Genomic DNA, 22,423 nt, shown 5'->3' with positions numbered 1-22,423 from the left:
GGGTGATCCACACCCCGGGGGGCCAGATGACGAGTGCTGTCGACAGACCCCGGATCCTGTTGGTCGACGACGAGCCCCACATTCTCGACGGGCTTCGGCGGCAGCTACGCCGCAATTTCGAGGTCGAAACCGCGGTAGGCGCCGCGAACGGGCTGTTCGCGCTCAAGCCGGGCCAGCCGTTCGAGGTGATCGTCTCCGACTTCCTGATGCCCGGCATCAACGGCGCCGAGTTCCTGGCTGCCGCAGCGAAGGCCGCGCCGACGAGCACGCGGGTGCTGCTCACCGGGCACACCAGCCTCGCCGACGCCGCCGAGGCCGTGAACCAGGGGCAGGTCTACCGCATGTTGCTCAAGCCGGTCGACTCCGAAGACATGATCACCACCTTGCGCGAGTGCGTGGCGCAGCACCGCCTGGTCACCGCGGAGAAGGAGCTGCTGGAACGTACGTTGCGGGGCAGCGTCAAGGCGTTGACCGATGTCCTGTCGCTCGTCAGCCCGGCCGCGTTCGGCCGCGCGACGCGGATGCGTCAAGTGGCGGCCACGATTCTGGACCAGATGGAGGTGGAGGACCGCTGGGCGGTCGAGCTGGCCGTCGAGATGTCACAGCTGGGCGTCGTGTCCCTGCCCCCCAACGTGGCCGACAAGCTCAACAGCGGTGCCCAGCTGGACCAGGCGGAGCAGGGCATGGTGGATCAACTGCCCGCGGTCGCCGAGAAGCTGATCTCCCCGATTCCCCGGATGGACCCGGTGGTCGACGCGATCCGCAGCTCCCGCAAGGGATTCGACGGTTCCGGGCTGCCGCGCGACGGCGTGGTGGGCGCCCGGATCCCCTTCGGTGCGCGGTTGCTGCGGCTGCTGGTGGACCACGACGCGTTGCTGACCCGGGGGCTGTCACCGGCGGACGCAGTCGGCGAGTTGCGGGACAACGCCCGGTACTACGATCCCGCCATGCTGGCCGCCCTGGGGGGCACCCCGGAACCGGCGTCCGCGGCGACCCGCGACGTCGCCATCGCAGAGCTGAAGCCCGGCATGGTGCTGGCCGCGGCCGTGGTCAGCGGGTCGGGCGACACGTTGGTCGACGCCGGCCAGGAGATCACGGTCGGCCTCATCGCGCGCCTGGAGAACATGGCTACGTTGGAAGACGGTGTCCGGGAACCGCTGACCGTACGGGACGCGGGCGACGTCAGCGCGGGGTCCGCGAGCGTTCCCACCGCCAACGGCTGACCGCCGCGCGAGCCCTCTCGTCGAGCGCCTCCTCGTCGACCTCCGCACCGCCGAGCATGCCGCAGACCGGGCCCAGATCTGCCTCCACCACCCGGTGCGCCAGCGCGACGGCGGTGCGCGGGTCCACGGCGGCGGCAAGCTGCTCGGTGGCCGCATGACCGAGCACCGCGTCCACCACCGGATCCGGCAGGCCCCAGTAACGCAACAGGTCGGCCCCGATGTCGGTGTGACACGCGTCGAGGATCGCCGCCTCGGCCGCGCACAGCGAAGTGTCCTCGCGTTCCTCCGTGGCGGATTCCCGCCACACCTTCAGCGTTCTGGCGAACTCCCGTGGCCGCGACGACGCGAGGACCAACTGCCCCACCTCATGCAGCAGTCCGGCGGTGGCCGCGGGGTTCTCCCAGTCGGTGCCCGCAGCCATCATCCGGCACAGCCGGGACGTCTCCACCGAATGCATCGTGAGCGCGTCCATCCAGGTGACGGGCAGATCCCCGGAGACGTCGAACGTACGGATCAGGTCGTGCATCATCACCAGGCCGCGCACCGTGTGCACGCCGAGCATCGCCACGGCCTGGCCGACGTCGCTGACCCGGCGGCCGATCGCGTAGCCGGACGAGTTCACCAGTTGCAACACCTTGGCCGAGGCGGCGGGGTCGCCCTCGATGACGTCGCCGACGGACCGGGCCGACGCGTCGTCGGACTGCAGGGCGTGGATCAGTTCGACCAGCACCGCAGGCGGGCTGGGCAACGCCTGGATGCCGGCCCGGTCACCGCCGCCGATGAGGCGCTCGATCGCGGCGGTCAGCTGCTCCGGTGTGCTCGGCTTGGTGAGGAACTCGTGGGCCAGCGCCATGATCCTGGGCAGATTGGCCTCGTCGGTCTGGCCCGAGAGGATCACCCGGGCCGTTCGCGGATACCGGTCCCGAACCCGTTCCAGCAGCTGCGCACCGTCCATGCCCGGCATCCGGTAATCGGAGACGATCACATCGCACGGGCGTTCCTGCATTGCCGCCAACGCCTCTTCGCCGCCGTCGGCGAAGCACATGTCCCAGCGGTCGCGGTGCACGCGCAGCATGCGGCGCAGACCGGCGAGGATACGCGGTTCGTCGTCGACGAAAAGGATGCACGGCCGCGCGGTCACACCGCCGCCTCCACCCGGTCACCGTGCTCACTGGGATCGTCGTTGCCGGCGACCGGCAGCCGTACCGTGAAGACCGTTCCCTCCCCCACCTCGCTGGTGAAGTCGATCGTCCCGCCGTGCCGGTCGGTCACCAGCGTACGCACGAGGGCCAGCCCCTGGCCGGTCCCGACGCCCACGTCCTTGGTCGTGAAGAAGTGGTCGAAGATCTTGTCGGCGATCTCCGGCGCCACCCCCGTGCCGGTGTCGGCGACCTCGATGACGGCGTACCCGCCGTCGAGGCGGGTGCGCACCCGGATCGTGCCCCGGCCACGCTGTGCCGCGGTGATCGCGTGGGCCGCGTTGACCACGAGATTCAGTACGACCTGATTGATGTCGCCGAGATGGCAGTACACGAGCGGCAGGTCCCCGTAGTCGACCTCGACGTCGGCGACGTACTTGATCTCGTTGGCCGCGACGACAAGGGTGTTGCGGATCGCCTCGTTCAGGTCCGACCTGGCCTTCACCTCCATGCCGGGATGGCCGAACGCCTTCATCGCCCGCACGATGTTCGCCACCCGGTCGACGCCGTCGAGCGTCTGCGTGATGGCGGTCGGCACCTCCTCCATCAGGAACTCGACATCGATGTCGGCGGCCACGTCCTCGGCCTTGCGCACCGCGGTCGCCGCCTCGGCGGGATCCGGTACCACGGCGGCCAGGTCGCGGTAGACGGCACACAGCCGGTCCAGGTCCGCGAAAGCCGTCTGGAGGAAACGTACGTTGTCCCCGACGAACTGGATCGGGGTGTTGATCTCGTGCGCGATGCCGGCGGCGAGCCGCCCGACCGACTCGAGTTTCTGCGCGTGCCGCAGTTCCAGCTCCAGCCGGTGCTGCTCGGACACGTCCCGCGCAGTGAAGACGAGACTGCGTGACCCGTCGTGCTCGATCACGGGCTTCACCTGGGCCTCGACGTTCGCCCATCCGAGGTCGTGGGGGCCGTGGATCCGGCACGGCACGACGGGCGTCGCCGCCGGCTGGACGTCGCGCAACGCGGCCACGTCGTCGCCGTGCACCAGCGAGAAGAGGTTGAGACCGAGCAGATCGCCCGGGGCGCAGCCGAGAAGTGCGGCCGCCGCCGGATTGACGAAGCGGATGTTGCCGTCCTCCCGCGCGAGGATCAGCGCATCCGGCGAGTTGTCGACGACGATGCTGAGCCGCGAGCGGATCAGCAGCTGGTCGAGGGTGAGAGCCGTCCAGTCCGCCAGGGTGGTCAGCATCTGTCGCAGATCGTCGTCCGGACTCCGGTCGAGCACGAGCACGAGTGCGCCGAAGACATCCCCGTGTGCGGTCAGGGGCGCGATCACCAGGCCCGGATGCGCGGGCATCTGCAGCGCCTCGCAGGCCGCGGCAGCGGCCGCACCGGTGACGCCGGCATATCCGCCCGGCCGCAGCGCATCCCTCGCCTGCGCGGGCATCCCGGAAAGCTTGGTGACCCTGCCCCGCACCTCCGCACCCACCCGGCCGCCCGCAGCGACGACACGCAACGACCGCCCGAGGATGGTGAGAATGAGCGCGGAGCCCACAGCGCGGTGCATGCCGAGTGCAGCCTGCAGCGTCACCTCCATCGCGTCGGCCCGGGTCGTCGCGGCGACAAGGCCGGTGCCGGCCGACGCCACGATGCGCGTACGGTGCGAAATGCCGTCCCGGATGCGGCAGATGGACGCCAGCAGGTGGTTGATCGCGAGCAGGAGCAGAAGCGCGAACAGCAGCGGAAGGGCATAGCCGAGGGGCACATCGAGGACCAGGACGCCGAAACCCATGAGCGCACAGAGCACGACCGCGGCGAGAGACTTCTCGGGCAAGGGCCCGTAGAGAGACCGGAAACCGATCCAGGCGAGAGACAGACCGATGAGGACGCCGTAGCCGCTGGTCCCGGCTGCCAGACAGACGCAGGCGCCCTCGCCGACCCAGCTCCACGCGGGGAAACGCCCCCGCCGATAGCCCAGATACAGCCAGCCGACGAGCAGCAGACCGGCGGCCTCACCCGCCAGCGCCGGCACGACGGGTGCCGCGAACATGTGCCAGAGGCCGAACAGGGGCAAGGCGAGAACGATGCCGAGGTAGAGCGTGCGAACCTGCCCCAGCATCGTGTCAGCACTGCGAAGCCAGCGCCGCACCGGCAGCGCCGCACTTGCCATCGCCACCTCCGGGCACCTACCGGCCCAGGGCTCACCGGCCCATGGTGTACCTCGTCATGGTCGCAGACATTCTCCGGCGTCGTGGCAGGAAGGCGCCGCCATGCGGGCACCGACTTGTCCGGACTCGGCCCGGCGGTCGTGGCCCGAAACCGGAAACACGGGACAACAGCCACCAGACCTCGCACACGGCGCCGGCTCACTCCGTCGTGCCGGGAAAGACGTGGGCGGGACGACGGCACGCCTGTGATGGACCACTGGCGCACCCGCCCAGGGCGGAGGCATGTCGAGCACGCCGGACGGCACTGAGCAGTGCAATCTGTAGGGTGACCCGATCGCGCGGACGCCGGGCGCCCTGTCAGGATGCCCGGCGTCCGCCGCCTCAACTACGCGCGGGTCACGTCGAATTTGACGAGGTAGTCGGCTCCGTTGCCCTTGAGTTCTGCATGGTACGAGCCGGGTGTGCAATAGGCGTACGTCGTGCCGATCAGCTCGTCGGGGTCGTCCTTCTTGTCGTACTCCCAAACCTGGATGCGCACGTTACCGCCGAACGGGATGTACTCCCTGATCGCGGCGGCGGGGGTAAAGGCCGAGCCGCTGTGCGTCTGTCCTTCGACGAACTTGACCGCCTTGGTGGATTCGTCGCCAACCTTCAAGTAGGTCTCGTCGTTCACCGTCTCCTGAAGCTCCAGGGCCTTCACCGAGGTGATCACGACTTCGCAGCCGCTCGCCTGGGCCGCCGAAACGACATGTGTGGTGGACGCCTGCGCCGCGGGTGCGGCGGCGAGCGTCGCCACGACACTCCCGGCCAGCACGAGACCTGCCCTCGCGGACAACTTTCGCATCAACATTCTCCCTCTCGATGTCGCCGGTATGACTGCCGGCGAACCGCATCCGGTCATAGGAAATGCGGCGAGATCAATGTATGGCGGGGCCGGGGCGAACCGGGATACGCAGTTGTGCGTACGCCGCCGGAACCAGCCCACTCTCCTATGCAGACCCTGGGACATCGGCAGAGTCGTCACGACCCGCGGCGGCGTTCACCGGCTTCGGCACCGTCCGCAGGTTCCGCCCGTCCGGGCCGCGACGCACGTCTCGACGTCAGCTGAGCGCTACCTCGGCCGGCTCTTCGACGGCCTGCCGCAGACCGCTGCTGAACGTCGCCGTCAGCGCGGACCCCACGACCGCGGCCGCGAAGACCAGCACGGCGGTGGATGGCGACCAGGTAGCCACCATGGCGCCGCCAGCCATCGGCGCCATGGCCGCCATCGACGTGGCGACCACCATGACGATGCTGATCACCCGGCCCTGCAGGCGGTCCGGCGTGATGGCGGCCTGATAGCCGAACAGCGCCGCGTTGCATGCGGGACCAAGGAAAACGGCAAACGCCAGCGGCACGGCCGCCCCGATGTTCGAGATCAGCAGCGCGGAACCGGCCAGAAGCACCGCCGCCGCCCAACAGATGACACGGACGAGGCCGGGCAGAGTGAGCCGGCTCTGCAGGGCCGGCGCGAAGACGGCGCCCAGCAGACCGCCGACCGCAACGATCGTTTCGGTCAGGCCGATGACCGCGGGTGGCGTCCCGTTGCGTTGCAGCGCCACGACGACCGTGAACAGTACGCCCCCGATGGCGAAGTTGAGTGGCGCGGCGATCAGCAGAAGCGCGCGCAGAAACGGGTTGGCGAAGACGAAACCGATCCCTTCGGCGAGCGCCGCGCCGTACGCCTGTGGCTGTTCTTCCCTCTCCCCCTGCAGCGGTCTGCGGATTCGAAGCACGGCCACGACGGACACCAGGTACGAGAGCGCATTGCCGAGGAACGGGACGGCGTGGCCCAGCCCGAAGAGGAATCCGCCCAGAGGTGGCCCCGCCAGTGAGGTCCCGTACGAGCGGGCCTCGTTGCGCGCGACCGCGGCCGGGAGCTGCTCCACGGGCACGATGCTGCGCAGCGACGCGTCCTCAGCCGCACCGAAGATCGCGCCGGCTGACGAGTCGACCAGGGCGACCGCGAGAATCAACCAGAGGCTGACCTGGCCGGCGAGGACCGCCAGACTCAACGCCGTGAACGCGGCGACGCGCAGCGCGTCGCAGACCACCATCACACGGCGGCGGTCGTACCGGTCGACGAGCACTCCGCCCGGCAGCCGGATCACGAGCCGGGCCACCATGGAGACGGTGCCGACCAGGCCTGCGCCGACCGCCGATCCGGTCTCCACCAGTACGAGCAATGACAGCGCCAGGGACGCGACACCGGTCCCGAGGTCGGACAGCGACTGCGAGCTCCACAGCAGAGTGAACTCGCGATTGCGCCACAGGGTGGTCATCGCGACTCACGATGCGGGTGCGCGTGCAGGACCACCAGCACCTTTTCTGCGTCCGCCTCGGTCGTGTCGCCGAGGTCGGACTCACGGATCAGCCGCTCGATGTCGAGGCAGAGCCGTTCCAGCCGCTCGGGAGTCGTCCGGATGACGTAGTCGGAACTCGCGGCGGCCCGCTGCCAGGCTGCGCTCCACTTCTGGGTGGCGACCTCCTGGTGGAACGTATCGATCGTCTGGTCCCAGATCGCCCGGGCGGTGCGTTGGACGGCCGTCATCGCTTCGGCGCCACCGACGCCGGAGCTGGCCCACAGGGTCGAGTCGTGCACCGCCTTCCACCAACGCTCCCGGCCGTGTGCGCCCTTGCCGCGCTCCGTCGCCTCTTCCACGAGGCCGTGCCGGGCCAGCAGCCGCAGGTGGTGACTCGTCTGCCCGCTGTCGGTCCCGAGCCGGCGCGCCAGGATCGCGGACGTCGCGGCCCCGTCCACGCGCAGGGATCCGACGATCCGCATGCGCAGCGGATGGGCGATCAGACGCATCAGTTCCGGGCTTGCCACAAGCGCGTTCGACAACGGTTCCATGCGCTTAGGCTATCGATGCAGAGGACTTATGCAAATTCCTATGCATAAGTCCTCTGCATCAGTCGCGATCGGCCTGGAAGACACGCTCCGCGGTTCGGCGCGTCGCCTCGTCGAAGAGCACGAGGCGGACCGTCTGCACGGCGGCCGGACCGGTCCGCAGGGCTGCCAATGCCTGGACGACAGCATCCTCTTTCGGCCACCGGTACACGCCGGAGGAGATCAACGGGAACGCGACCGATTGGGCGCCCAGACCGGCGGCGACCGCCAGCGACGACGTGTAACAGCTGCGGAGCAGAGGGGCACGGTCCTCGTCCGTGCTGAAAACGGGTCCGACCGTGTGGATGACCCACCGGGCGGGCAGCCGACCGGCGGTGGTCGCCACTGCCTGCCCGACAGGCAGCCCCCGCCCGAACTTGCTGGCCCGCAAAGCACGGCACTCTTCCAGAATCGCCGGGCCGCCCCTGCGGTGAATCGCTCCATCGACTCCGCCGCCGCCCAGCAGCGACGAGTTCGCCGCGTTCACCACGGCATCGACGTCTTCAGTGGTGATGTCGCCGGTGACCAGCTCAATCCGCACTGCCCTGACACCTCCGGTGCTGTTTGCTCCCGCGGTGCCGGTACCCGGATCTCCCGCGATGCCACCGGTCAGAGTCGTCCGGCGTCCACGCGCAGACTATCCCTCAGCGACCGTCGCCACTCGAGGAGAATCCGCGCCGATTCAACGCGACGCCGGCCGGCTCCCCACGTACGCGACCAGGAACGCGCCCACGTCCGACCAGGCCTGGATCTGGTTTGCCGTCTTGGTCATGCCGTGACCCTCGTCCGGGTAGATGTCATGGCGCACCTCCACCCCCCGCACCCTCAGCCGATCAACCAATATGGTTTCTCCATGTCGATCACCGATCAGGCACTGGTCATCCAGGCAGTGAATGCCGGAGCCGAGGTCGTCCGCTCACACTTCGGGGCGTCGCTGACCCGCTTCCACAAAACCGCCGGGGACTTCGCCACGACCGCGGACATCGAAGCCGAGAAAGCCATCGTCGACGTCCTGCGTACGGCGCGTCCGGACGATCTGGTGCTGGGCGAGGAGAGCGGGCGCACAGGTCTCGATGGGAACGGGCGCATGTGGTTGGTGGACCCGTTGTGCGGCACGTTGAACTAACGCCGTGAGAAACCTGCTGTGCTCCGTCAACGTGGCTCTCCAAGACAGGGCGAGTGTCACGGTGGCCGCCTCGGCCGACCCGTTCACCGGGGAGGTGTTCTGGACCGACGGGACCGCCGCGTACCTGCGTGGCGCTGGCGTGGATGAGAGACTCGCCCCGTCGGCGGAGTCGAGGCTGGTCGATGTCAATCTTGATCCGCCATTTCCCCACAAGGACGCCTTTCTGGCTGCCCGGATGCTCGCCGACGACGGCTTCATCGAACAGTTCCGCCCCCGCATGGTTTCCACCACCCTGGCCGTGGCCTGGGTCGCCACCGGCCGCCGCGCCGCAAACGTCACCGACGGACACCTGCGCGACAGCGTTCACTTCACCGCTGGGATCGCCCTCTGCCAGGCAGCAGGCTGTGTCGTCACCGGGATCGACGGCCAGCCTCTTCACACCGGCAGAGGAGGCCTTGTCGTGGCCGCCGACGAACCTACACACGCGACGCTGCTCGCCCTTGTCCGCAACCAGCGCAGCAGGAGCTGAGCGGGTGTGCCGCACGGAGGGAGGCGGAAGCCGGTCGGTTACATGCGACCTTTGAGGACGTCGACCTCGCAGCCCGGGGCGAACGGGTCGAAGCCATGTTCGGCGAGCCAGCGGACGTTGAGGAGACTGCGCAGGGACCACCAGGCGCGGATGGCGGCCGGGTCGGCGGCGGAGCCGTAGCCGGCGAGGACGTCGGCGAGGCGGTCCTCGTGGCCCAGCGTCAGCGTGGCAAGGTCGAACATCGCGTCGCCATGGCCGGCCTCGGACCAGTCGAGCACGCCGGTGACCCGATCGCCGTCGGTGAAGACGTGGGTGATTTGGAAGTCGCCATGGGCGAACGCCGGGGTGAACGGGCGGAAGGCGGCCTCAGCGACCTGACGGTTGCGGGCGACCAGGTCGGCGGGGAGGATTCCGTTCGCGACAAGTAGTTCACACTCGGATTCCAGCTCCGCCCGGACCAGCGAGTCGGCGCTGCGGCCGCGGCGCGCGGGTGGCGGCGCATCGTGCAGAGTGCGGGCGGCGGCACCTGCGGCGGCCCAGGCTGCGGGTGAGGCGGGCGACGGCTCGCCGAGCCGGCCGAGGGCCTTGCCGGGGAGGGCGCCGAGCGCTATCACCGACGGTTTGCGCCACAGGATCGGAGCCGTCGGGATCGGCGCCGCGGCCATCGCCTCAGCCTCGGCGTCCAGGCGTGCCGGGTCGGCGTCCACCTTGAGGAAGACGTCCCCGACGCGCAGCGTCACCCGCTCGGAGTGAGCAACCACGACCTGAACCTCGTCCACGCGGGCCAGTATCGCGGAAAGTCCGCGCGACGGCCCGCGCTTTTCCGCCCGGATGTCCATCATCGGCGCACGGGTAGTGCGATTCCAGGGCTTCAGCCGGAGAACCGGTAGCCTGTCGTCATCATGGAAGCAGCGGACTTTACACCGGAATTGTCGTCGAGGTGTACGCGAAGTTCAAGGCGGCCCGATTCGACGCAGAACCGTACGCCCAATTCGTGACGGCCGTGGGAGAGCCTGGCCTGGAGATTGGTTGTGGCGACGGGGAGCCTCTCCTGACGTTGCGCCGAAAAGGCCTCGATGTCGAGGGTCTGGACTCGTCCGGTGACATGCTCGAGCGTTGCCGGATCAATGCTGCTGCCACCGGCATCGACGTCACGCTGCATCACCAGAGGATGGAGCAGATGTCGCTGCCGAAACGATATCGCTCGATCTATCTGGCGGGCCCCACTTTCAATCTGCTGCCTGATGACGAGACGGCACTACAAGCACTCCGGGCGATCCGCGAACACCTGACCAGTGACGGCGCGGCGCTCATACCGCTGTGGATCCCGGAGCCGACTCTCTCGGACGAGTTCGGCGTGACACGGGAGGCCATCGAAGCCGACGGCACGGTGCTTCGCTATACGGCCGTCTCGGAGGTCTATGACGAAACGGCACGGAACCGGGTCACCACGACCCGATACGAGCGGATCACTCCGAATGCCACCGACAGCATCGAACGTGAATGGAATCTCCATTGGTACGGCACGGAGCGTTTCGAGGCGATGTGTTCCGAAGCCGGACTGAGTGTCACCGCCATGGTCGACGACGAGGGCCGGGCCGTCAGCCCGCAGGCGACCGAGTTCACGGTCACCGTTCAGCCCGGATAGCTCACGACCCTCCGGTGTCTGCGGCCAGATACCGCGGTTGCGCCCGGAGTGGATGATCGTGGCGTGGACGCCAGGGCCGAGAATGAGCCGTTTCATCAGCGGACCGCCCGACGGATGATGCGTGCGGGGCGCATCGACGAATTGCGTCGCTGGGCGGGGGCCGGCGACCCGCAGGCGGCCCGGCAGATGGCGGCCTGGCTGGCTCGAACCGGGCGCGTTGACGTACTCCGGCGGCGCGCTGGGCACGGCGACCGCGCATCGCGCTGGGCCTGGGCTGATTGGCTGGTCAGGCGGCGTGAGATCACAGCAGCCATCGATGCCATGCGGCCGTTGGCGGCCGCGGGCATTCCCGGCGCGCAGCGGCGGCTGGCCCGGCTGCTCGCCGGCCAAGGTCGTCTGGCCGAGGCGCTGGTGACGCTTCCGGAGGCGCTGCTGACGCTGCCCGACGTGCCCGTGTGGCGCGACGACGTCCTCCGCGTCGAGCGCTGGCTGGCTTCCCGCGGGGAGAACCTGGTCGAGCGCTACGTCGACCCGTGGCGCCGGTCCGCCCGGGACGAGGTGCGCCGGCAGCTGGCCTGGGTCGCGCTGGTGTGGTGGAGCAGGCATGACATCCGGGCCGCGGTGGCCTTGCTGGACGATGTCGGACCCGACGAATGGCTGCACCGCAACCTCGTCCGGCAGTCGCGACACAGGTGGAGCTTCCAGTTCGGCAACACCGAGGCGGCGCAGGCCCGGGCAACTGCGATCGATCTGCTGGCCGAGGTGAACATCCCGATCTACCAGCGCACCAGGGCGTTGCTGCTGTGGGACCAGGGACGCCGCGACGACGCGGTCGCGGCGCTGCGCACGGCGGCGGCGACCGATACGGGCGCCGCCAGGGAGCTGGCCGGGGTGCTCGCCGGTGGGTAGTCGGCAGGCGCGGTCACTGCAGAGTGCAGTGCATGTTGTGGATGACGGCGATGCGAACCTCGATGTCACCGGCCGCCGGCCAGATGCCCTCCGGCGACGGCGAGATGGGAGGCCCGCCGCACGATAATGTCCGCAGGTGGACATCATGGGAATGATCGCCGACGAACGGCGCCGGATGGCCGATCTCGTCGAGTCGTTGGATTCGGAGCAGCTCAGGACGCGCAGTCTCTGCGAGGCCTGGAGTGTGAAAGAGGTGGTCGGTCACCTCGTCGCGGCAGTTGCCTCCTCGAAGGCCTCCGTGCTGGGCGCGCTGGTTCGCAGCGGTTTCCACATCCATCTGGCCAATGCCCGACTCGCCGCCCTGATGGCGGAACGCCCTGCCGGCGAATTGGCCGCGATGTTGCGGGCGAACGCGGAGAATCCGTTTCGCCCGCCGGTGGTCGGATACCCCGGCCAGCTCACCGACCTGCAGATACATGGGCAGGACATCCGTCGGCCGCTGGGAATCCCGCACGACCTGCGACCCGAGCGCCTCCGCGTGTCCCTGGACTTTCTGATCGGAGGCCGAGCGGTGGGATTCGTTCCGAAGAGCCGGCCCGCGGGACTGCGGTTCGAGGCCACGGACCTGGAATGGTCATGGGGCAGCGGTCCGCTGATTCGGGGCACTGCCGAAGCGGTGATGCTGGCGCTGACCGGCCGTCGCGCCCCGCTCGCCGAGCTGTCCGGTGATGGGCTGCCGGAACTGGACAGCCGCATACGAACCAGGTAGCGGCAGGCGGTCGGGTGGACCCGTCACTGCAGACGGCCCTGGAGTGCGGCCCGGCCGGCGGCCAGCATCCGCGCGGTACGGGTGCGATCGTGCAGTACTTCCTGCAGGTGCTCCACGACCAGGTCGGCGCTGGTGGGCGACACGTGCCGGGCGGCAAGTAGATCGGCCAGCCATGCCATGAACCGGGCGAACAACGCCTCATCGTCGACATACACGGCGGTGGCCAGGAAGGCCGCGATGTGGCCCAGGTCCGCGACGGTCGCGTCCCGCTGCCGGCGGGTGTAGCTGCGCATCGGCGGAAATCGCGCGTCCAGGGTGGACAGGGCGCCGTCGACCAGCTCGGGCGTACCGCGGATCAGCCGGTCGTACTCGTCGTCGGCCAGGTGGTCGAGCCCGGTGCGGGCCGCCTGGGGCCGCGGCCAGTCCTCCAGCACCGCGGCGGCCTCGACCGCGTCGCCGGCCCATCCCTCCGCACCCAGGCGATACGCCCACCGCGCGGTGTCGCCGAATCCCAGGCCGCCGCACAGAACCGGCACGCCGGCCTGCCGCGCCGCCGTGACCGACCGGTGGGCGGAGGGCAGGCGGACGGGCAGCGAGATGCTCAGCAGCACCGCGGCCGGTTCGTGCTGTTGCAGGTACGACGCCAGATGTGCGGCCGGGACGCTGGCCCCGAGGAAGCCGACCGGGAAGCCGCGCAGACGGAGCGTCTCGGCGAGCAGCCGGGAGGGCAGAGTGTGCCACTCGCCGTCCGGGCAGACGACGAGGAGCCTGTCAGGACGCCGCGGTGGCGGCTCGGCCAGGGCGCAGACGACGGTCAGGCGCCCGTTGATGTAGCTCGCCACATGTTCCTCGGCCACCGACACCCGGTTGCGTGCCCACAGTTCGCCGATGGTCGCCTGGACCGGCGCGATCACATGCAGCAGGAACTCCTCCGGGCCGGTTCCCGTATCGATGAGATGGTGCGCGAGCCGGAACGCGGCCGGCTCGTCGGCGGCCAGGACATGCCTCAGCAAGGTCGGACACTCCGGGTGGGTCATCTCGGTCATCGTGCTCCTCCTCGAAGCGGACCAGCCGGCAGCGCCCGCACGACGAGAACCGCGATGTCGTCGTGGTGGGCACCGGCCAGCCAGTCGACGACGCGTTGCTCGATCCGCTCCGCCACCACGGCGGCCGGTGCATCGGCATGACCGGTCAGCAGCGCGGCAAGCCGATCCGGGCCGAACATCTCCCCCGCCGGTTCGCGGGCCTCGGTCACCCCGTCGGTGTAGAGGACGCAGGTCTCGCCGGGGGCAAGCCAGACGACGGCCTCCGCGAACTTCCCCGGCACGTCGGCGCCGAGCATCATGCCGCCGATGTGCACCGCTTCCACCTCGCCGGTCCGCCGCACCACCAACGGTGGAAGGTGACCACCCGCCGCCAGCCGTAGAAGGGCTCCCCCGCCCGGCGTCGCCCGGACCGAGCCGACGACCACCGTGGTGAACTGGGTCGCCGCCGCACTGCCGGTGTCGAAGGAGGCGTCGTTGAGCACGGCGAGGATGTCCAGCGGCTGCCCGGTGACCCGGCACAGGATCAGCATGGACTGCCGGAGCAGGCCACCGGCCACCGCCGCGTCGACGCCCTTGCCGCAGACGTCGCCCACGATGCACAGGACGCCACCGGCGGCGAGCGGCTCGACGTGCACGATGTCGCCGCTCACGTGCATCGCCTCGCGCGCCGGCCGGTACGCCGTCGCCATGTCGAGGCCGGCGACGGACGGCAGCGGCGCGGGCCGCAACGCCGCGCGCAGTGCATCGGCGACCTGAACCTGATCCCGGTAGAGCAGAGCCGCCGTCACGGCACGGCCGACCGGCTCGGCGTACTGGACGGCCAGAGATCGGTCCGCGTCGTCGAAGGCTGGGCGATCCGCGTCACGCAGCAGCACCAGCACGCCCTGGCACAGGTGATCGCACGGCAGCCGGACGACCACACCGTGCCCGTCGTGCTCCGCGCCGTCGGGCAGGACCCACCGTCCGGAGCGCACCGGTCGCACCCAGGGCCCGTCCGCGACGGTGAGCGCGGCCTGGATCCAGTCCGGCAGGCCGTCCGGCGGCGCGTCCGCCGACCGGACCGGCATCCGTTCCGCTCCGGTCACCGCCGCGCGACCGTCCGTCGTCCACCAGTGCGCCCGCTGCGGGCCGACGACAAGGATCAGCGCGGCAGCCTCGGCCAGCGCGGGAACCGGCAGCCGGATCGCGGCGCGGGCACTGCGGTGCAGGCTCAGCGACTGCCCGAGAATCCGGTACGCCGTCAGCAGGAAGGCCAGCGGCTGCGGGGCACAGGCCGGGGCCTCGTCCGGTTCGCTCACGTGGTGACGGGTGACCAGTGCCGGATCCATGCTCTACTCGGTGTTCGCGGGCAGGGCGTACGTCAGGAGGACGGTGGTGCCGCCAGGCCCGCTGTCGATGTCGACCTGCAGGCAGATCTGCCGGGCCAGCCACAGGCCGGCAGAGCGGACCCGGCCCGGGCGCGGACGAGAATTTCGAGTGTGGTGCCGGCGTGGAATGCCGGGACCGTGGTCGGTGATCCGGAGCAGCAGCCGGTCGTCCAGGCGTTCGACGTTGATGGTTCCCCGGCCGCCGCCGTGAAGCACCGCGTTGGTCATGATCTCCGTCGTCGCGAGCAACAGCCGGTACCGATCGAATGCGGACAGGCCGCAACTCGTGGCATAGCTCAACAGGCGGTCCCGGATCGCCTGGATGCCCTCCCGATCGAACGGCTGCCCGAGAACATGCACGGGTTCCGCGGCCACATCGGGCGCTTCCGCGGCCGCGCCGGCGCTCGATCTGTCGTCGTCGGCCGATCGCAGTCCGAACAACGTGGTCAGGCCCATCATGTGCAGATGCTGCAGGATCTCGGGACGCGCCCCCTGCACGTGGAACTCGGCGCCGGACCGGGTGGCGAGCCGCCGGGTGAGGACCAGCAGGGCGGCCCCCGACGAGTCCAGCGCGGTGACCTCGGTCAGGTCGATGAGAACCCGCGTGCCGTGCGCGGCCTTGAGAGCCCGCTCCACCTGCGACAGCACGTCGTCGTGCCGCACCATGATCACGGATCCGGCGAGGACGACCCGGACCGGACCGCCCGAGACGACCTCGATCTGCACTGGACGATCCATGCCGATCGCCTCCCTCCAGCGACCACGTGGGTCCACACTCGCGCACCGACGATCCCATCGACGGACAGGGAGTGCGAGACCCGCCCGGCCGGCGGCGGGAGGCGATCACGACGGCGTCAGGGAAGGTAGATCTGATCGAGCTTCATGATCCGGTTGGCGTCGACGTCGAAGCGGATCACCGTGTCGTTGCCGACCTTCTTGAGGAACGTGGCGAGGTCGACCGACTTCCACGTACCCGTGTCCATGATGCGGATCGGGGCGTCGGGATCAACCGTGAGTGTGCGGAGCTGCTTGTTGTGGTTGCGGCTGTAGTACCCCAGGCAGTAGTCGTTCTCTGCCGGCTTGACGCCGTCCTCGGCGCACGCCTTCACGGCCTCCTTCCCCTCGTACCAGTCGATCAGGTCGTAGGTGATCTGCCGGGTTGACACCTTGCTCGACGTCAGGATCGCGTACTGCGTGCCGGACCGGGCATCCCCTGAGCCGGAACGCTTGGCCTTCGCGGCCGTGGTCCGGGTCGCGGCGGACGACGACGGCCGGGACGCGGCGGGACTCGCTGACTCCGACGGCGACGACGACGGTGCCCCCGGAGCCGAGGCGGTGACGGAGGACGGTGAGCCGCCGGGCGGTGTGGCGGCAGGCTTGTCGGCGCAGGCCGCGGTCCCGCCGGCGATGAGGCCGACGACCAGGACGTGGGCGATCAAGTTCCCGGGACGCATATGTGTGTCTTCCTCTTGTCGATGTGCGTTCCACCATCTTCAAGAGGCGCAGACTCTCGCGAATCCCGATTCTGTGCCAACCCCACGCCCCAGCGGCAGGGACAGTCAGGCGGGGGTGATCCGCCAGCGCTGGTCGGCGAGGCCCAGGTCGTCAGGTGACCGTCGGGAACGACGTGATCCGCAGGCGCGCGGCGCCCATCGGGATCAGCGTGACCTGCTCGACCGGCTCGTTCGACGGCGTCGGGCTGTCCTGCAGGGTCGTCACGATCGTGTCCGCGTCCGGTTGCCAGCCCGGGATCTTCCGCGCCGGGGTCGTGATCCGGATCGGCGCGTTCGCCGCGGTGAACGGGTCGTTCGTGTCGCCCAGCCCGGTCGTCACGGCGAACTGCGTCGCGCCGTCCAGTCCGTAGTTCCATGCCGAGCCGGGCCGCACCTCGCTGGTCGGCCACGCCGCCGTGCCGCCCGTCTGCGACCAGTTCTCGGTGATCGCCAGCGAGAACGTCAGCGCGCCGTAGTTCACCGACACGGACCCGTGGTTCGCGGTCCATGTCTGTGTCCTGGCCCGCATCGGCATTTTCAGGACGATCCGGTCACCGTCCGCCCAGGTCCGGCTGATCCTTGCGTACGCCGGGCCGGCCGGCACGCTCACCGCCGCACCGTTCACCGTGAGGTGTGGACTCGCACACCATCCCGGCACGCGCAGGGACACCGGGAACGCCAGCGGTTTCGGTGTCGTCACCGTGTAGGTGATGGTGTCCCCGAACGGGTACACCGTGTCCGCGGTGATCGACACGGTGGTCCCGTCGGCCACCTTCGCGGTGACGGTCGACGGTCCGTGCAGGGTCGCCGCGAGCCCGCCGTCCGGCGTCGCGACCCACATCTCCTCGACGTAGTACGGCCAGCCCATGCCGTAGTTGTGCGGGCAGCACCGGTACTCGTCGATGCCCGGCATGTACGCCTGCATCGCGAACGAGTTCTGGAACTGGCCCGCGTGCCCCGGCCGGTCCAGCAGCGCGATGCTGTTCGCGCTGGTGATGTAGTGGACGCCCTGCTGCCGCGGGTCCAGTGCCGCGGGCAGCGAGTTGAACGCGAGGTTCTCCGTACGGTCACCCCACAGCGGGTCGCCCGTGATCCGCGTCAGGCTCTCGTGACTGGCCATGAACTCGACGATCCCGCACGTCTCGAATCCTTGCCGCGGGTCACCGAAGCCGGGCCGCGCGTTCTCGTCGCCGGCGAAGCCGCCGCCGGCGAACTGGCCGTACGTGCGCATGATGGTGTCGTAGTCGTGGTACGTCGCCTGCCGGTGCGCCGGGTTTCCGCTGAGCACCGCGTACACGGCCGGCTCGCGGAAGCCCTGTGCCAGGTTCACGTTGTGCAGCGTCGGCAGGTTGTCGAGGTAGTCGGCCGAATTGGCGTGGATCTTCCGGGCCAGGTCGAGTAGGAAGCCGTCACCGGTACGGTTGTACGTCCAGTACACGACTTCCAGCGTGTCGGCCCAGCGCTGCGCGCCCCAGCTCTGGTTGAAGGCGCTCGCGCCCTGCGCGTTCATGAACTGGAAGAACCTCGTGAAGGCGGGCACGATCGTCGTGTCGCCGGTGAACTCGCCGTACGTGCGCAGCGCGTGCAGCATCGGCATGTGCGGCCAGAAGTCCGGTACGCCGTTGAGGCTCGTGCGCAGACCGGCCGGGCCGAAGTAGCCGTCGCTCGCCTGCGTCGCCAGGATGCCGCTGACCCATTTCGCGGTTTGCGCCTGCGTGTGGGCGTCGCCGGTGACGTAGCCCAGGCTCGCGTAGCCCTTGAGCCAGTACGGCAGTTCCTCCCAGCCGGCCAGGCCGGGGTTGATCCAGCCCGTGCGGTCGTACTGCAGGAAGTGCGAGACCTCCACCATCCGCCCGTTGAGCCCGTTGAGCTGGTGATTCAGCTGCGTCGCGAGCCACCCGCGGGCCTTTGTCGCCCCCGGCGCCAGCTTGATGAACGCCTCCGGCCGCAGCGGCGCCCGGTTGGTCACGTACCCGGATGCGGCAGCGTGCGCCGCGTCACCGCCGAGGAAGGGCGCAACCGCGGCCACGGCCGCCGCTGAGGTCAGAAGGGCACGACGATCCACGGGAAGCTCCTACGTGCGAACCTGATGGATAATGTTCGATCCCTTGCGTTATGGGATCGTAATTCATCGATTCGTCACCTGTAAATGGGGGCGCCCGTCGCGCCTTGCACGGACGTACCCGTGATCACCTGGCATCTATAGTCGGGTCGTGCGAGGGAGTGCATGACCATCAAGTTGCTGATCGTCGACGACCAGGCCATGGTGCGCGAAGGGTTCGCCGCCCTGCTCAACGCGCAGGCGGACATCACCGTCGTGGCGGACGCCGCGGACGGGGCGCAGGCGGTCGCCCGCGCCCGCGAACAGGCTCCGGACGTGATCCTCATGGACATCCGCATGCCGGTGATGGACGGGCTGGAGGCGCTGCGCCAGATCCTCGATGTCGGCCCCGGACTGCACCGCCCAAGGATCATCATGCTCACCACGTTCGACCTCGACGACTACGTCTTCGAGGCGTTGCGCGCCGGCGCCAGCGGATTCCTGCTCAAGGACGCGCCCGGCAGCGAGCTCGTCCGCGCCGTACGGGTGGTGGCGGCGGGCGAAAGCCTCCTCGCCCCGTCGATCACCCGCAAGCTGATCGAGGAGTTCGCCGCCCGCCAGGGGCCACGCCCCAAGGTGCTGTCGCTCAACGCGCTCACGCCCCGCGAAACGGAGGTGCTCACGCTCATCGCGCGCGGCCAGTCCAACGCGGAGATCGCGGACGTGCTGACCGTGGCCGAGCAGACCGTGAAGACCCACGTCGGTCGCATCTTCACGAAGCTGAATCTGCGAGACCGGGCCCAGGCCGTCGTCCTGGCGTACGAGAGCGGTCTGATCGCGCCGCAGGCGTAGCTCCACGGAGCTAGCCGCGAAGTCCCGCCACAGCGTGACGCCCGTGCCACATTCACCCACCTAGCTTCCTGATCGTCGGTTGGCGATCGGGAGGCAGTCATGGTCAGCATCGGGATCACGCGTACCAGGCGGGTGGTCGGTGTCGTCACCTCCGCCGTCGTCTCGACCCTGCTCGGGCTCCCCGCCACCGGGCTGTTCGGCCCCGCCGAAGCACCTGCGGCAGCCCAGATGCCGCACCGGGCGCAGTGGCTCGCCGAGCCGCTGTCGCCGCCCGACCCCACGAGCGCCACGCCGTCCACGGTCGCCGGGTTCTTCGCCCGCGTGCCGGCCGGGTCGGCCGAGGATCTCACCGACCGGTACCCGGACATCGTCGGACGTCTCGACGGGGCGCCGGTCCGGCTTCGGTACCGCGCCAACCACATCCTCGCCCCCGGGTTCGCCGGGCGGCAGATCCTTCTGTACGACCGGGCCGGCGACGGCCGCATCGCCGAGGTCATCGGCGACCTGGGCACCGCCGACCGGATCGTCGTCCTCGTGCCGGGCGTCGACAACGTGCTGGCCAACTTCGACACCGGCCACGGTGGGCGGTTGCGGCGGGCGCCCTCGTGGCAGGCGCATCAGCTGTACGACCAGATCCGCACCCGGAAGCCGTCGGCCCACGTCGCGGTGATCCCCTGGCTGGGCTACGACCCGCCGGAGGGCGTACGCCGTGATGCGTTGCGGGAGGACCGGGCCGTCGCCGGGGCCGCGGCGCTCGACCGGTTCGTCGACGGTCTCGTCACGGCCCGTCCCGGGGCAACGATCACGGTGATCGGGCACAGTTACGGGTCGACCGTGGCGGGCCTGGCCGCGGCCGGGTTGAGTGCCCACGTCCATGACCTGGTGGCCATCGGCAGCCCCGGGATGGGCGGCGCGTCCACCGTCGCCGACCTGCACTCCCACGCCCAGGTGTGGGCCGGCAGCGCCCCCAACGACTGGACCCGGCGCATCCCCGGGGTGCAGCTGTTCGGGGTGGGCCACGGCCGGCTCCCCTGGGAGCCGGATTTCGGGGCGCTGGCGTTGCCCACCGGGGGCGTCGACGGGCACGACGGCTACTTCGTCGACGGCAGCTCGGCGTTGCGGGCGATGGCGGGCATCGCGCTCAGCGAAGCCGGAGACGCCCGGTGAGCGCCGCGACACACGGCTGGACCGTACGGTTGTCCGAGGCGACGCCCGCCGGACGGGACCGGTTCATCGACGGTCTGCGCGCGGTCGCCATGCTCGGTGTGGTCACCGGGCACTGGTTCGTGACCGGCCTGACGGTGACCGACCACGGCGCGTTCGCCCAGCGCAGTCCCCTGCAACAGATGCCCGGGCTGGCGCCGGCGACGTGGCTGCTGCAGACACTCGGACTGTTCTTCTTCGCGTCCGGCTTCGCCGCGGCCCGCAGCCTGGCCGCGGCGACCCGCCGCGGGCACGGGTCCGGCCGGTGGTGGGCGGGCCGCGTGGCCAGGCTGGTCCGCCCGGTCGCGGTGTTCGTCGTGGTGTGGGCGGTCGCGCTGGCCGTACTCGCCACGGTGGGGATGCCGGCGCAGACCCTGCACACCGTCGGGAAACTGGCGGTCAGTCCGCTGTGGTTCCTGCTGGTGCTTCTGGTCCTTCTGGCGTGCACGCCGCTGCTGCAGTCGGTGTGCCGGCGCGCCGGGGCGTGGGCCGTCGCCGTACCGGTGGCCGTGGTCGCCGGTGTCGACGCGCTGCGGTTCGGCGTCTGGCCGGATCTCCCCGGATCGGTTGCCCTGGTCAATGTGGTGGCCGGCTGGCTGGTGCCGTTCCTGATCGGGGTTCTGGTCGCCCGGTACGGGCCGCCGCCGTGTCGCGTCGCGGCGGGCATGGTCGGCGTGGCGGTCGTGGTCTGCGGGCTGCTTGTTCTCGGCGCCGGCTACCCGGCGAGCATGGTTGGCGTTCCCGGATCCGGCCGATCCAACCTTGACCCGCCGTCGTTGCTCACCGTCGCGCACACGCTGATGCAGATCGGCCTGGCGCTGCTGGTGCGGCCGCTCGCGGAACGGCTGCTGCGGCGGCCGGCGTGCTGGGCGGCGGTCGTGGTGCTGAACCTGTCCGCGATGACCGTCTTCGTCTGGCACCAGACCGCGCTGATGGTCGTGGCCGGGGCCGGCCGGGTGCTGGCCGGTGCGCCGCCGGGCCTGCTGGACGCGCCGCGCGACGCGGCCTGGATCGTCCACCGGTGCGCCTGGCTGCCCGCGTTCCTACTGGTCCTGGGTCTGCTCTGGGCGCTGTTCCGCGGTGCGGAGCGGCCGGTGCGACAACGCCGGACGGCGACGAGCAGCACCGAACGGCCCGACATGGACGTGACGACGACTCGACGCCACGGGGGCGCCGAGACCACCGCCGGGCTCTCCGGCGACATGCACCACACCCCACGGTGAGGAGAAAAGCACATGACCGAAGCACACGCTCATCCGCTCGGCACGGACCGCCCGCTCGACGTGGCCCGCGTCGTGGATCTGTACGCGGCGTACGCGGACGACCTCGCCCGGGTCCGCGAGGAGCAACGGGGCCTCCTCGGCGTCGATGAGCCACGGATGCGGGCGCGCCTCGACGACATCGAAGCGGAGATCACGTATCTGCTGGTCCGCGACGTGCGCCCGTCGCTCGTCGCGGAGATCGGCACGTTCTACGGCTGGTCGACGACTTGGCTGCTGCGCGCGTTGCGCGACAACGGGGCGGGCCGGCTGCACTCGTACGACATCGTGGACCACGTACGCCGGACCGTTCCCGCCGACCTGGCGGCCGGGCGCTGGACGTTCCACCAGGGTGACGTGCGGCAGGACGGACAACTGCGGCCCAGCACGGTCGACTATCTGTTCATCGACGCCGCCCACACCGCCCGTTTTGCCCGCTGGTACACCGCGCAGGTGTTGCCTCACGTCCGTCCCGGCGTGCCGGTCAGCGTGCACGACGTCCACCAGCGCCTCCAGGTCGGGCCGTTCAGCGAGGGACCGGTCGTGCTCGGGTGGCTACGTGACCGCGGGATCGTTCCGTTCACGGCCGCGCCGCGGGCCGCCCGCCAGGCGTACGAAACGATCGTCGACGTCAAACGCGCGCTCGGTCTCGCGGAGCCGGTGCATGCGGGCCACCGCAATCCGATGATCTTCTTCCGGGCGCGGTGACCCGGCTC

General features: G+C 70.0%; 21 protein-coding genes and 1 pseudogene. 9 read left to right on the top strand and 13 right to left on the bottom strand.

From position 1 onward, the window contains the following. The first annotated feature begins 26 nt into the window (after positions 1 to 26). The gene (locus ACMCNK_RS01465; protein ID WP_412734545.1) at positions 27 to 1,223 is read left to right on the top strand and encodes an HD domain-containing phosphohydrolase; all 1,197 of its coding nucleotides are present in this window, start codon (positions 27 to 29) and stop codon (positions 1,221 to 1,223) included. Here ACMCNK_RS01465 and ACMCNK_RS01460 read toward each other — a convergent pair. The 7 genes from ACMCNK_RS01460 to ACMCNK_RS01430 form a co-directional block, all read right to left on the bottom strand. Next, on the bottom strand, positions 1,183 to 2,364 hold the full coding sequence (locus tag ACMCNK_RS01460; protein WP_412734544.1) for an HDOD domain-containing protein: 1,182 nt from the start codon (positions 2,362 to 2,364) through the stop codon (positions 1,183 to 1,185). The two genes, ACMCNK_RS01465 and ACMCNK_RS01460, sit on opposite strands and share 41 nt — an antisense overlap. Then, entirely contained in the window at positions 2,361 to 4,538 is a 2,178-nt protein-coding gene (locus ACMCNK_RS01455; protein WP_412740732.1) for an ATP-binding protein, read from the bottom strand. The genes ACMCNK_RS01460 and ACMCNK_RS01455 overlap by 4 nt, the downstream gene beginning before the upstream one ends. A 383-nt stretch (positions 4,539 to 4,921) precedes the next feature. Beyond that, positions 4,922 to 5,332, bottom strand: a complete 411-nt coding sequence (locus ACMCNK_RS01450; protein WP_412734543.1) for a hypothetical protein — start codon at positions 5,330 to 5,332, stop codon at positions 4,922 to 4,924. Positions 5,333 to 5,636: 304 nt separating this feature from the next. Beyond that, positions 5,637 to 6,857 carry an MFS transporter gene (locus ACMCNK_RS01445; protein WP_412734542.1) on the bottom strand — a complete coding sequence of 407 codons (1,221 nt, stop codon included), beginning with the start codon at positions 6,855 to 6,857 and terminating at the stop codon, positions 5,637 to 5,639. Continuing rightward, positions 6,854 to 7,429: a helix-turn-helix domain-containing protein gene (locus ACMCNK_RS01440; RefSeq protein WP_412734541.1), complete on the bottom strand. Its 576-nt coding sequence runs from the start codon at positions 7,427 to 7,429 to the stop codon at positions 6,854 to 6,856. The genes ACMCNK_RS01445 and ACMCNK_RS01440 overlap by 4 nt, the downstream gene beginning before the upstream one ends. Before the next feature lie 58 nt (positions 7,430 to 7,487). Then, positions 7,488 to 8,006: an O-acetyl-ADP-ribose deacetylase gene (locus ACMCNK_RS01435; protein ID WP_412734540.1), complete on the bottom strand. Its 519-nt coding sequence runs from the start codon at positions 8,004 to 8,006 to the stop codon at positions 7,488 to 7,490. 141 nt (positions 8,007 to 8,147) lie between these two features. Next, on the bottom strand, positions 8,148 to 8,306 hold the full coding sequence (locus tag ACMCNK_RS01430) for a prolyl oligopeptidase family serine peptidase (RefSeq protein ID WP_412734539.1): 159 nt from the start codon (positions 8,304 to 8,306) through the stop codon (positions 8,148 to 8,150). 12 nt (positions 8,307 to 8,318) lie between these two features. Here ACMCNK_RS01430 and ACMCNK_RS01425 point away from each other — a divergent pair. Beyond that, positions 8,319 to 9,120: pseudogene (locus ACMCNK_RS01425) on the top strand (inositol monophosphatase family protein). A 38-nt stretch (positions 9,121 to 9,158) separates the two neighbouring features. Here ACMCNK_RS01425 and ACMCNK_RS01420 read toward each other — a convergent pair. Next, entirely contained in the window at positions 9,159 to 9,899 is a 741-nt protein-coding gene (locus tag ACMCNK_RS01420; protein WP_412734538.1) for a phosphotransferase, read from the bottom strand. A 161-nt stretch (positions 9,900 to 10,060) separates the two neighbouring features. Between ACMCNK_RS01420 and ACMCNK_RS01415 the strand changes: the two genes are divergently transcribed. From ACMCNK_RS01415 to ACMCNK_RS01405, 3 genes are all read left to right on the top strand, one after another. Continuing rightward, the gene (locus tag ACMCNK_RS01415; RefSeq protein ID WP_412734537.1) at positions 10,061 to 10,768 is read left to right on the top strand and encodes a class I SAM-dependent methyltransferase; all 708 of its coding nucleotides are present in this window, start codon (positions 10,061 to 10,063) and stop codon (positions 10,766 to 10,768) included. Positions 10,769 to 11,089: 321 nt separating this feature from the next. Further along, entirely contained in the window at positions 11,090 to 11,677 is a 588-nt protein-coding gene (locus ACMCNK_RS01410; protein WP_412734536.1) for a hypothetical protein, read from the top strand. Positions 11,678 to 11,822: 145 nt separating this feature from the next. After that, positions 11,823 to 12,446, top strand: coding sequence for a maleylpyruvate isomerase family mycothiol-dependent enzyme (locus ACMCNK_RS01405; RefSeq protein WP_412740731.1), 624 nt, complete (start codon positions 11,823 to 11,825; stop codon positions 12,444 to 12,446). A 23-nt stretch (positions 12,447 to 12,469) separates the two neighbouring features. Here ACMCNK_RS01405 and ACMCNK_RS01400 read toward each other — a convergent pair whose 3' ends face one another. From ACMCNK_RS01400 to ACMCNK_RS01380, 5 genes are all read right to left on the bottom strand, one after another. After that, a complete protein-coding gene (locus ACMCNK_RS01400; protein WP_412734535.1) occupies positions 12,470 to 13,492 on the bottom strand; it encodes a B12-binding domain-containing protein in 1,023 nt (340 codons plus the stop codon). Beyond that, positions 13,489 to 14,820, bottom strand: coding sequence for a PP2C family protein-serine/threonine phosphatase (locus tag ACMCNK_RS01395; RefSeq protein WP_412734534.1), 1,332 nt, complete (start codon positions 14,818 to 14,820; stop codon positions 13,489 to 13,491). The genes ACMCNK_RS01400 and ACMCNK_RS01395 overlap by 4 nt, the downstream gene beginning before the upstream one ends. Positions 14,821 to 14,823: 3 nt before the next feature. Then, complete coding sequence (locus tag ACMCNK_RS01390) at positions 14,824 to 15,597, bottom strand: ATP-binding protein (protein ID WP_412734533.1); 774 nt, start codon at positions 15,595 to 15,597, stop codon at positions 14,824 to 14,826. 116 nt (positions 15,598 to 15,713) lie between these two features. Further along, entirely contained in the window at positions 15,714 to 16,313 is a 600-nt protein-coding gene (locus tag ACMCNK_RS01385) for a hypothetical protein (protein ID WP_412734532.1), read from the bottom strand. 151 nt (positions 16,314 to 16,464) lie between these two features. Then, entirely contained in the window at positions 16,465 to 18,417 is a 1,953-nt protein-coding gene (locus ACMCNK_RS01380) for a beta-L-arabinofuranosidase domain-containing protein (protein ID WP_412734531.1), read from the bottom strand. A 162-nt stretch (positions 18,418 to 18,579) separates the two neighbouring features. On the opposite strand from ACMCNK_RS01380, the gene ACMCNK_RS01375 reads away from it, so the two are divergent. From ACMCNK_RS01375 to ACMCNK_RS01360, 4 genes are all read left to right on the top strand, one after another. After that, a complete protein-coding gene (locus tag ACMCNK_RS01375; protein WP_412734530.1) occupies positions 18,580 to 19,245 on the top strand; it encodes a response regulator in 666 nt (221 codons plus the stop codon). A gap of 99 nt (positions 19,246 to 19,344) precedes the next feature. Next, on the top strand, positions 19,345 to 20,412 hold the full coding sequence (locus ACMCNK_RS01370) for an alpha/beta hydrolase (RefSeq protein WP_412734529.1): 1,068 nt from the start codon (positions 19,345 to 19,347) through the stop codon (positions 20,410 to 20,412). Continuing rightward, positions 20,409 to 21,671: an acyltransferase family protein gene (locus ACMCNK_RS01365; RefSeq protein ID WP_412734528.1), complete on the top strand. Its 1,263-nt coding sequence runs from the start codon at positions 20,409 to 20,411 to the stop codon at positions 21,669 to 21,671. The genes ACMCNK_RS01370 and ACMCNK_RS01365 overlap by 4 nt, the downstream gene beginning before the upstream one ends. Positions 21,672 to 21,683: 12 nt before the next feature. After that, the gene (locus ACMCNK_RS01360) at positions 21,684 to 22,415 is read left to right on the top strand and encodes a class I SAM-dependent methyltransferase (RefSeq protein ID WP_412734527.1); all 732 of its coding nucleotides are present in this window, start codon (positions 21,684 to 21,686) and stop codon (positions 22,413 to 22,415) included. Positions 22,416 to 22,423 lie beyond the last annotated feature (8 nt).

It is taken from the genome of Krasilnikovia sp. MM14-A1259, assembly GCF_047159535.1.
Lineage (GTDB): Bacteria > Actinomycetota > Actinomycetes > Mycobacteriales > Micromonosporaceae > Actinoplanes.
Note: the sequence above shows the minus strand (reverse complement) of the source record. Positions and strands in the feature narration are given on the sequence as shown.

Bases quoted from the DNA above. Each gene is read 5' to 3' on its own strand.
- ACMCNK_RS01465 (WP_412734545.1), top strand. From the start codon at position 27: ATGACGAGTGCTGTCGACAGACCCCGGATCCTGTTGGTCGACGACGAG.
- ACMCNK_RS01455 (WP_412740732.1), bottom strand. From the start codon at position 4,538: ATGGCAAGTGCGGCGCTGCCGGTGCGGCGCTGGCTTCGCAGTGCTGAC.
- ACMCNK_RS01445 (WP_412734542.1), bottom strand. From the start codon at position 6,857: ATGACCACCCTGTGGCGCAATCGCGAGTTCACTCTGCTGTGGAGCTCG.
- ACMCNK_RS01440 (WP_412734541.1), bottom strand. From the start codon at position 7,429: ATGGAACCGTTGTCGAACGCGCTTGTGGCAAGCCCGGAACTGATGCGT.
- ACMCNK_RS01410 (WP_412734536.1), top strand. From the start codon at position 11,090: ATGCGGCCGTTGGCGGCCGCGGGCATTCCCGGCGCGCAGCGGCGGCTG.
- ACMCNK_RS01405 (WP_412740731.1), top strand. From the start codon at position 11,823: ATGGGAATGATCGCCGACGAACGGCGCCGGATGGCCGATCTCGTCGAG.
- ACMCNK_RS01400 (WP_412734535.1), bottom strand. From the start codon at position 13,492: ATGACCGAGATGACCCACCCGGAGTGTCCGACCTTGCTGAGGCATGTC.
- ACMCNK_RS01395 (WP_412734534.1), bottom strand. From the start codon at position 14,820: ATGGATCCGGCACTGGTCACCCGTCACCACGTGAGCGAACCGGACGAG.
- ACMCNK_RS01390 (WP_412734533.1), bottom strand. From the start codon at position 15,597: ATGGATCGTCCAGTGCAGATCGAGGTCGTCTCGGGCGGTCCGGTCCGG.
- ACMCNK_RS01385 (WP_412734532.1), bottom strand. From the start codon at position 16,313: ATGCGTCCCGGGAACTTGATCGCCCACGTCCTGGTCGTCGGCCTCATC.
- ACMCNK_RS01375 (WP_412734530.1), top strand. From the start codon at position 18,580: ATGACCATCAAGTTGCTGATCGTCGACGACCAGGCCATGGTGCGCGAA.
- ACMCNK_RS01370 (WP_412734529.1), top strand. From the start codon at position 19,345: ATGGTCAGCATCGGGATCACGCGTACCAGGCGGGTGGTCGGTGTCGTC.
- ACMCNK_RS01360 (WP_412734527.1), top strand. From the start codon at position 21,684: ATGACCGAAGCACACGCTCATCCGCTCGGCACGGACCGCCCGCTCGAC.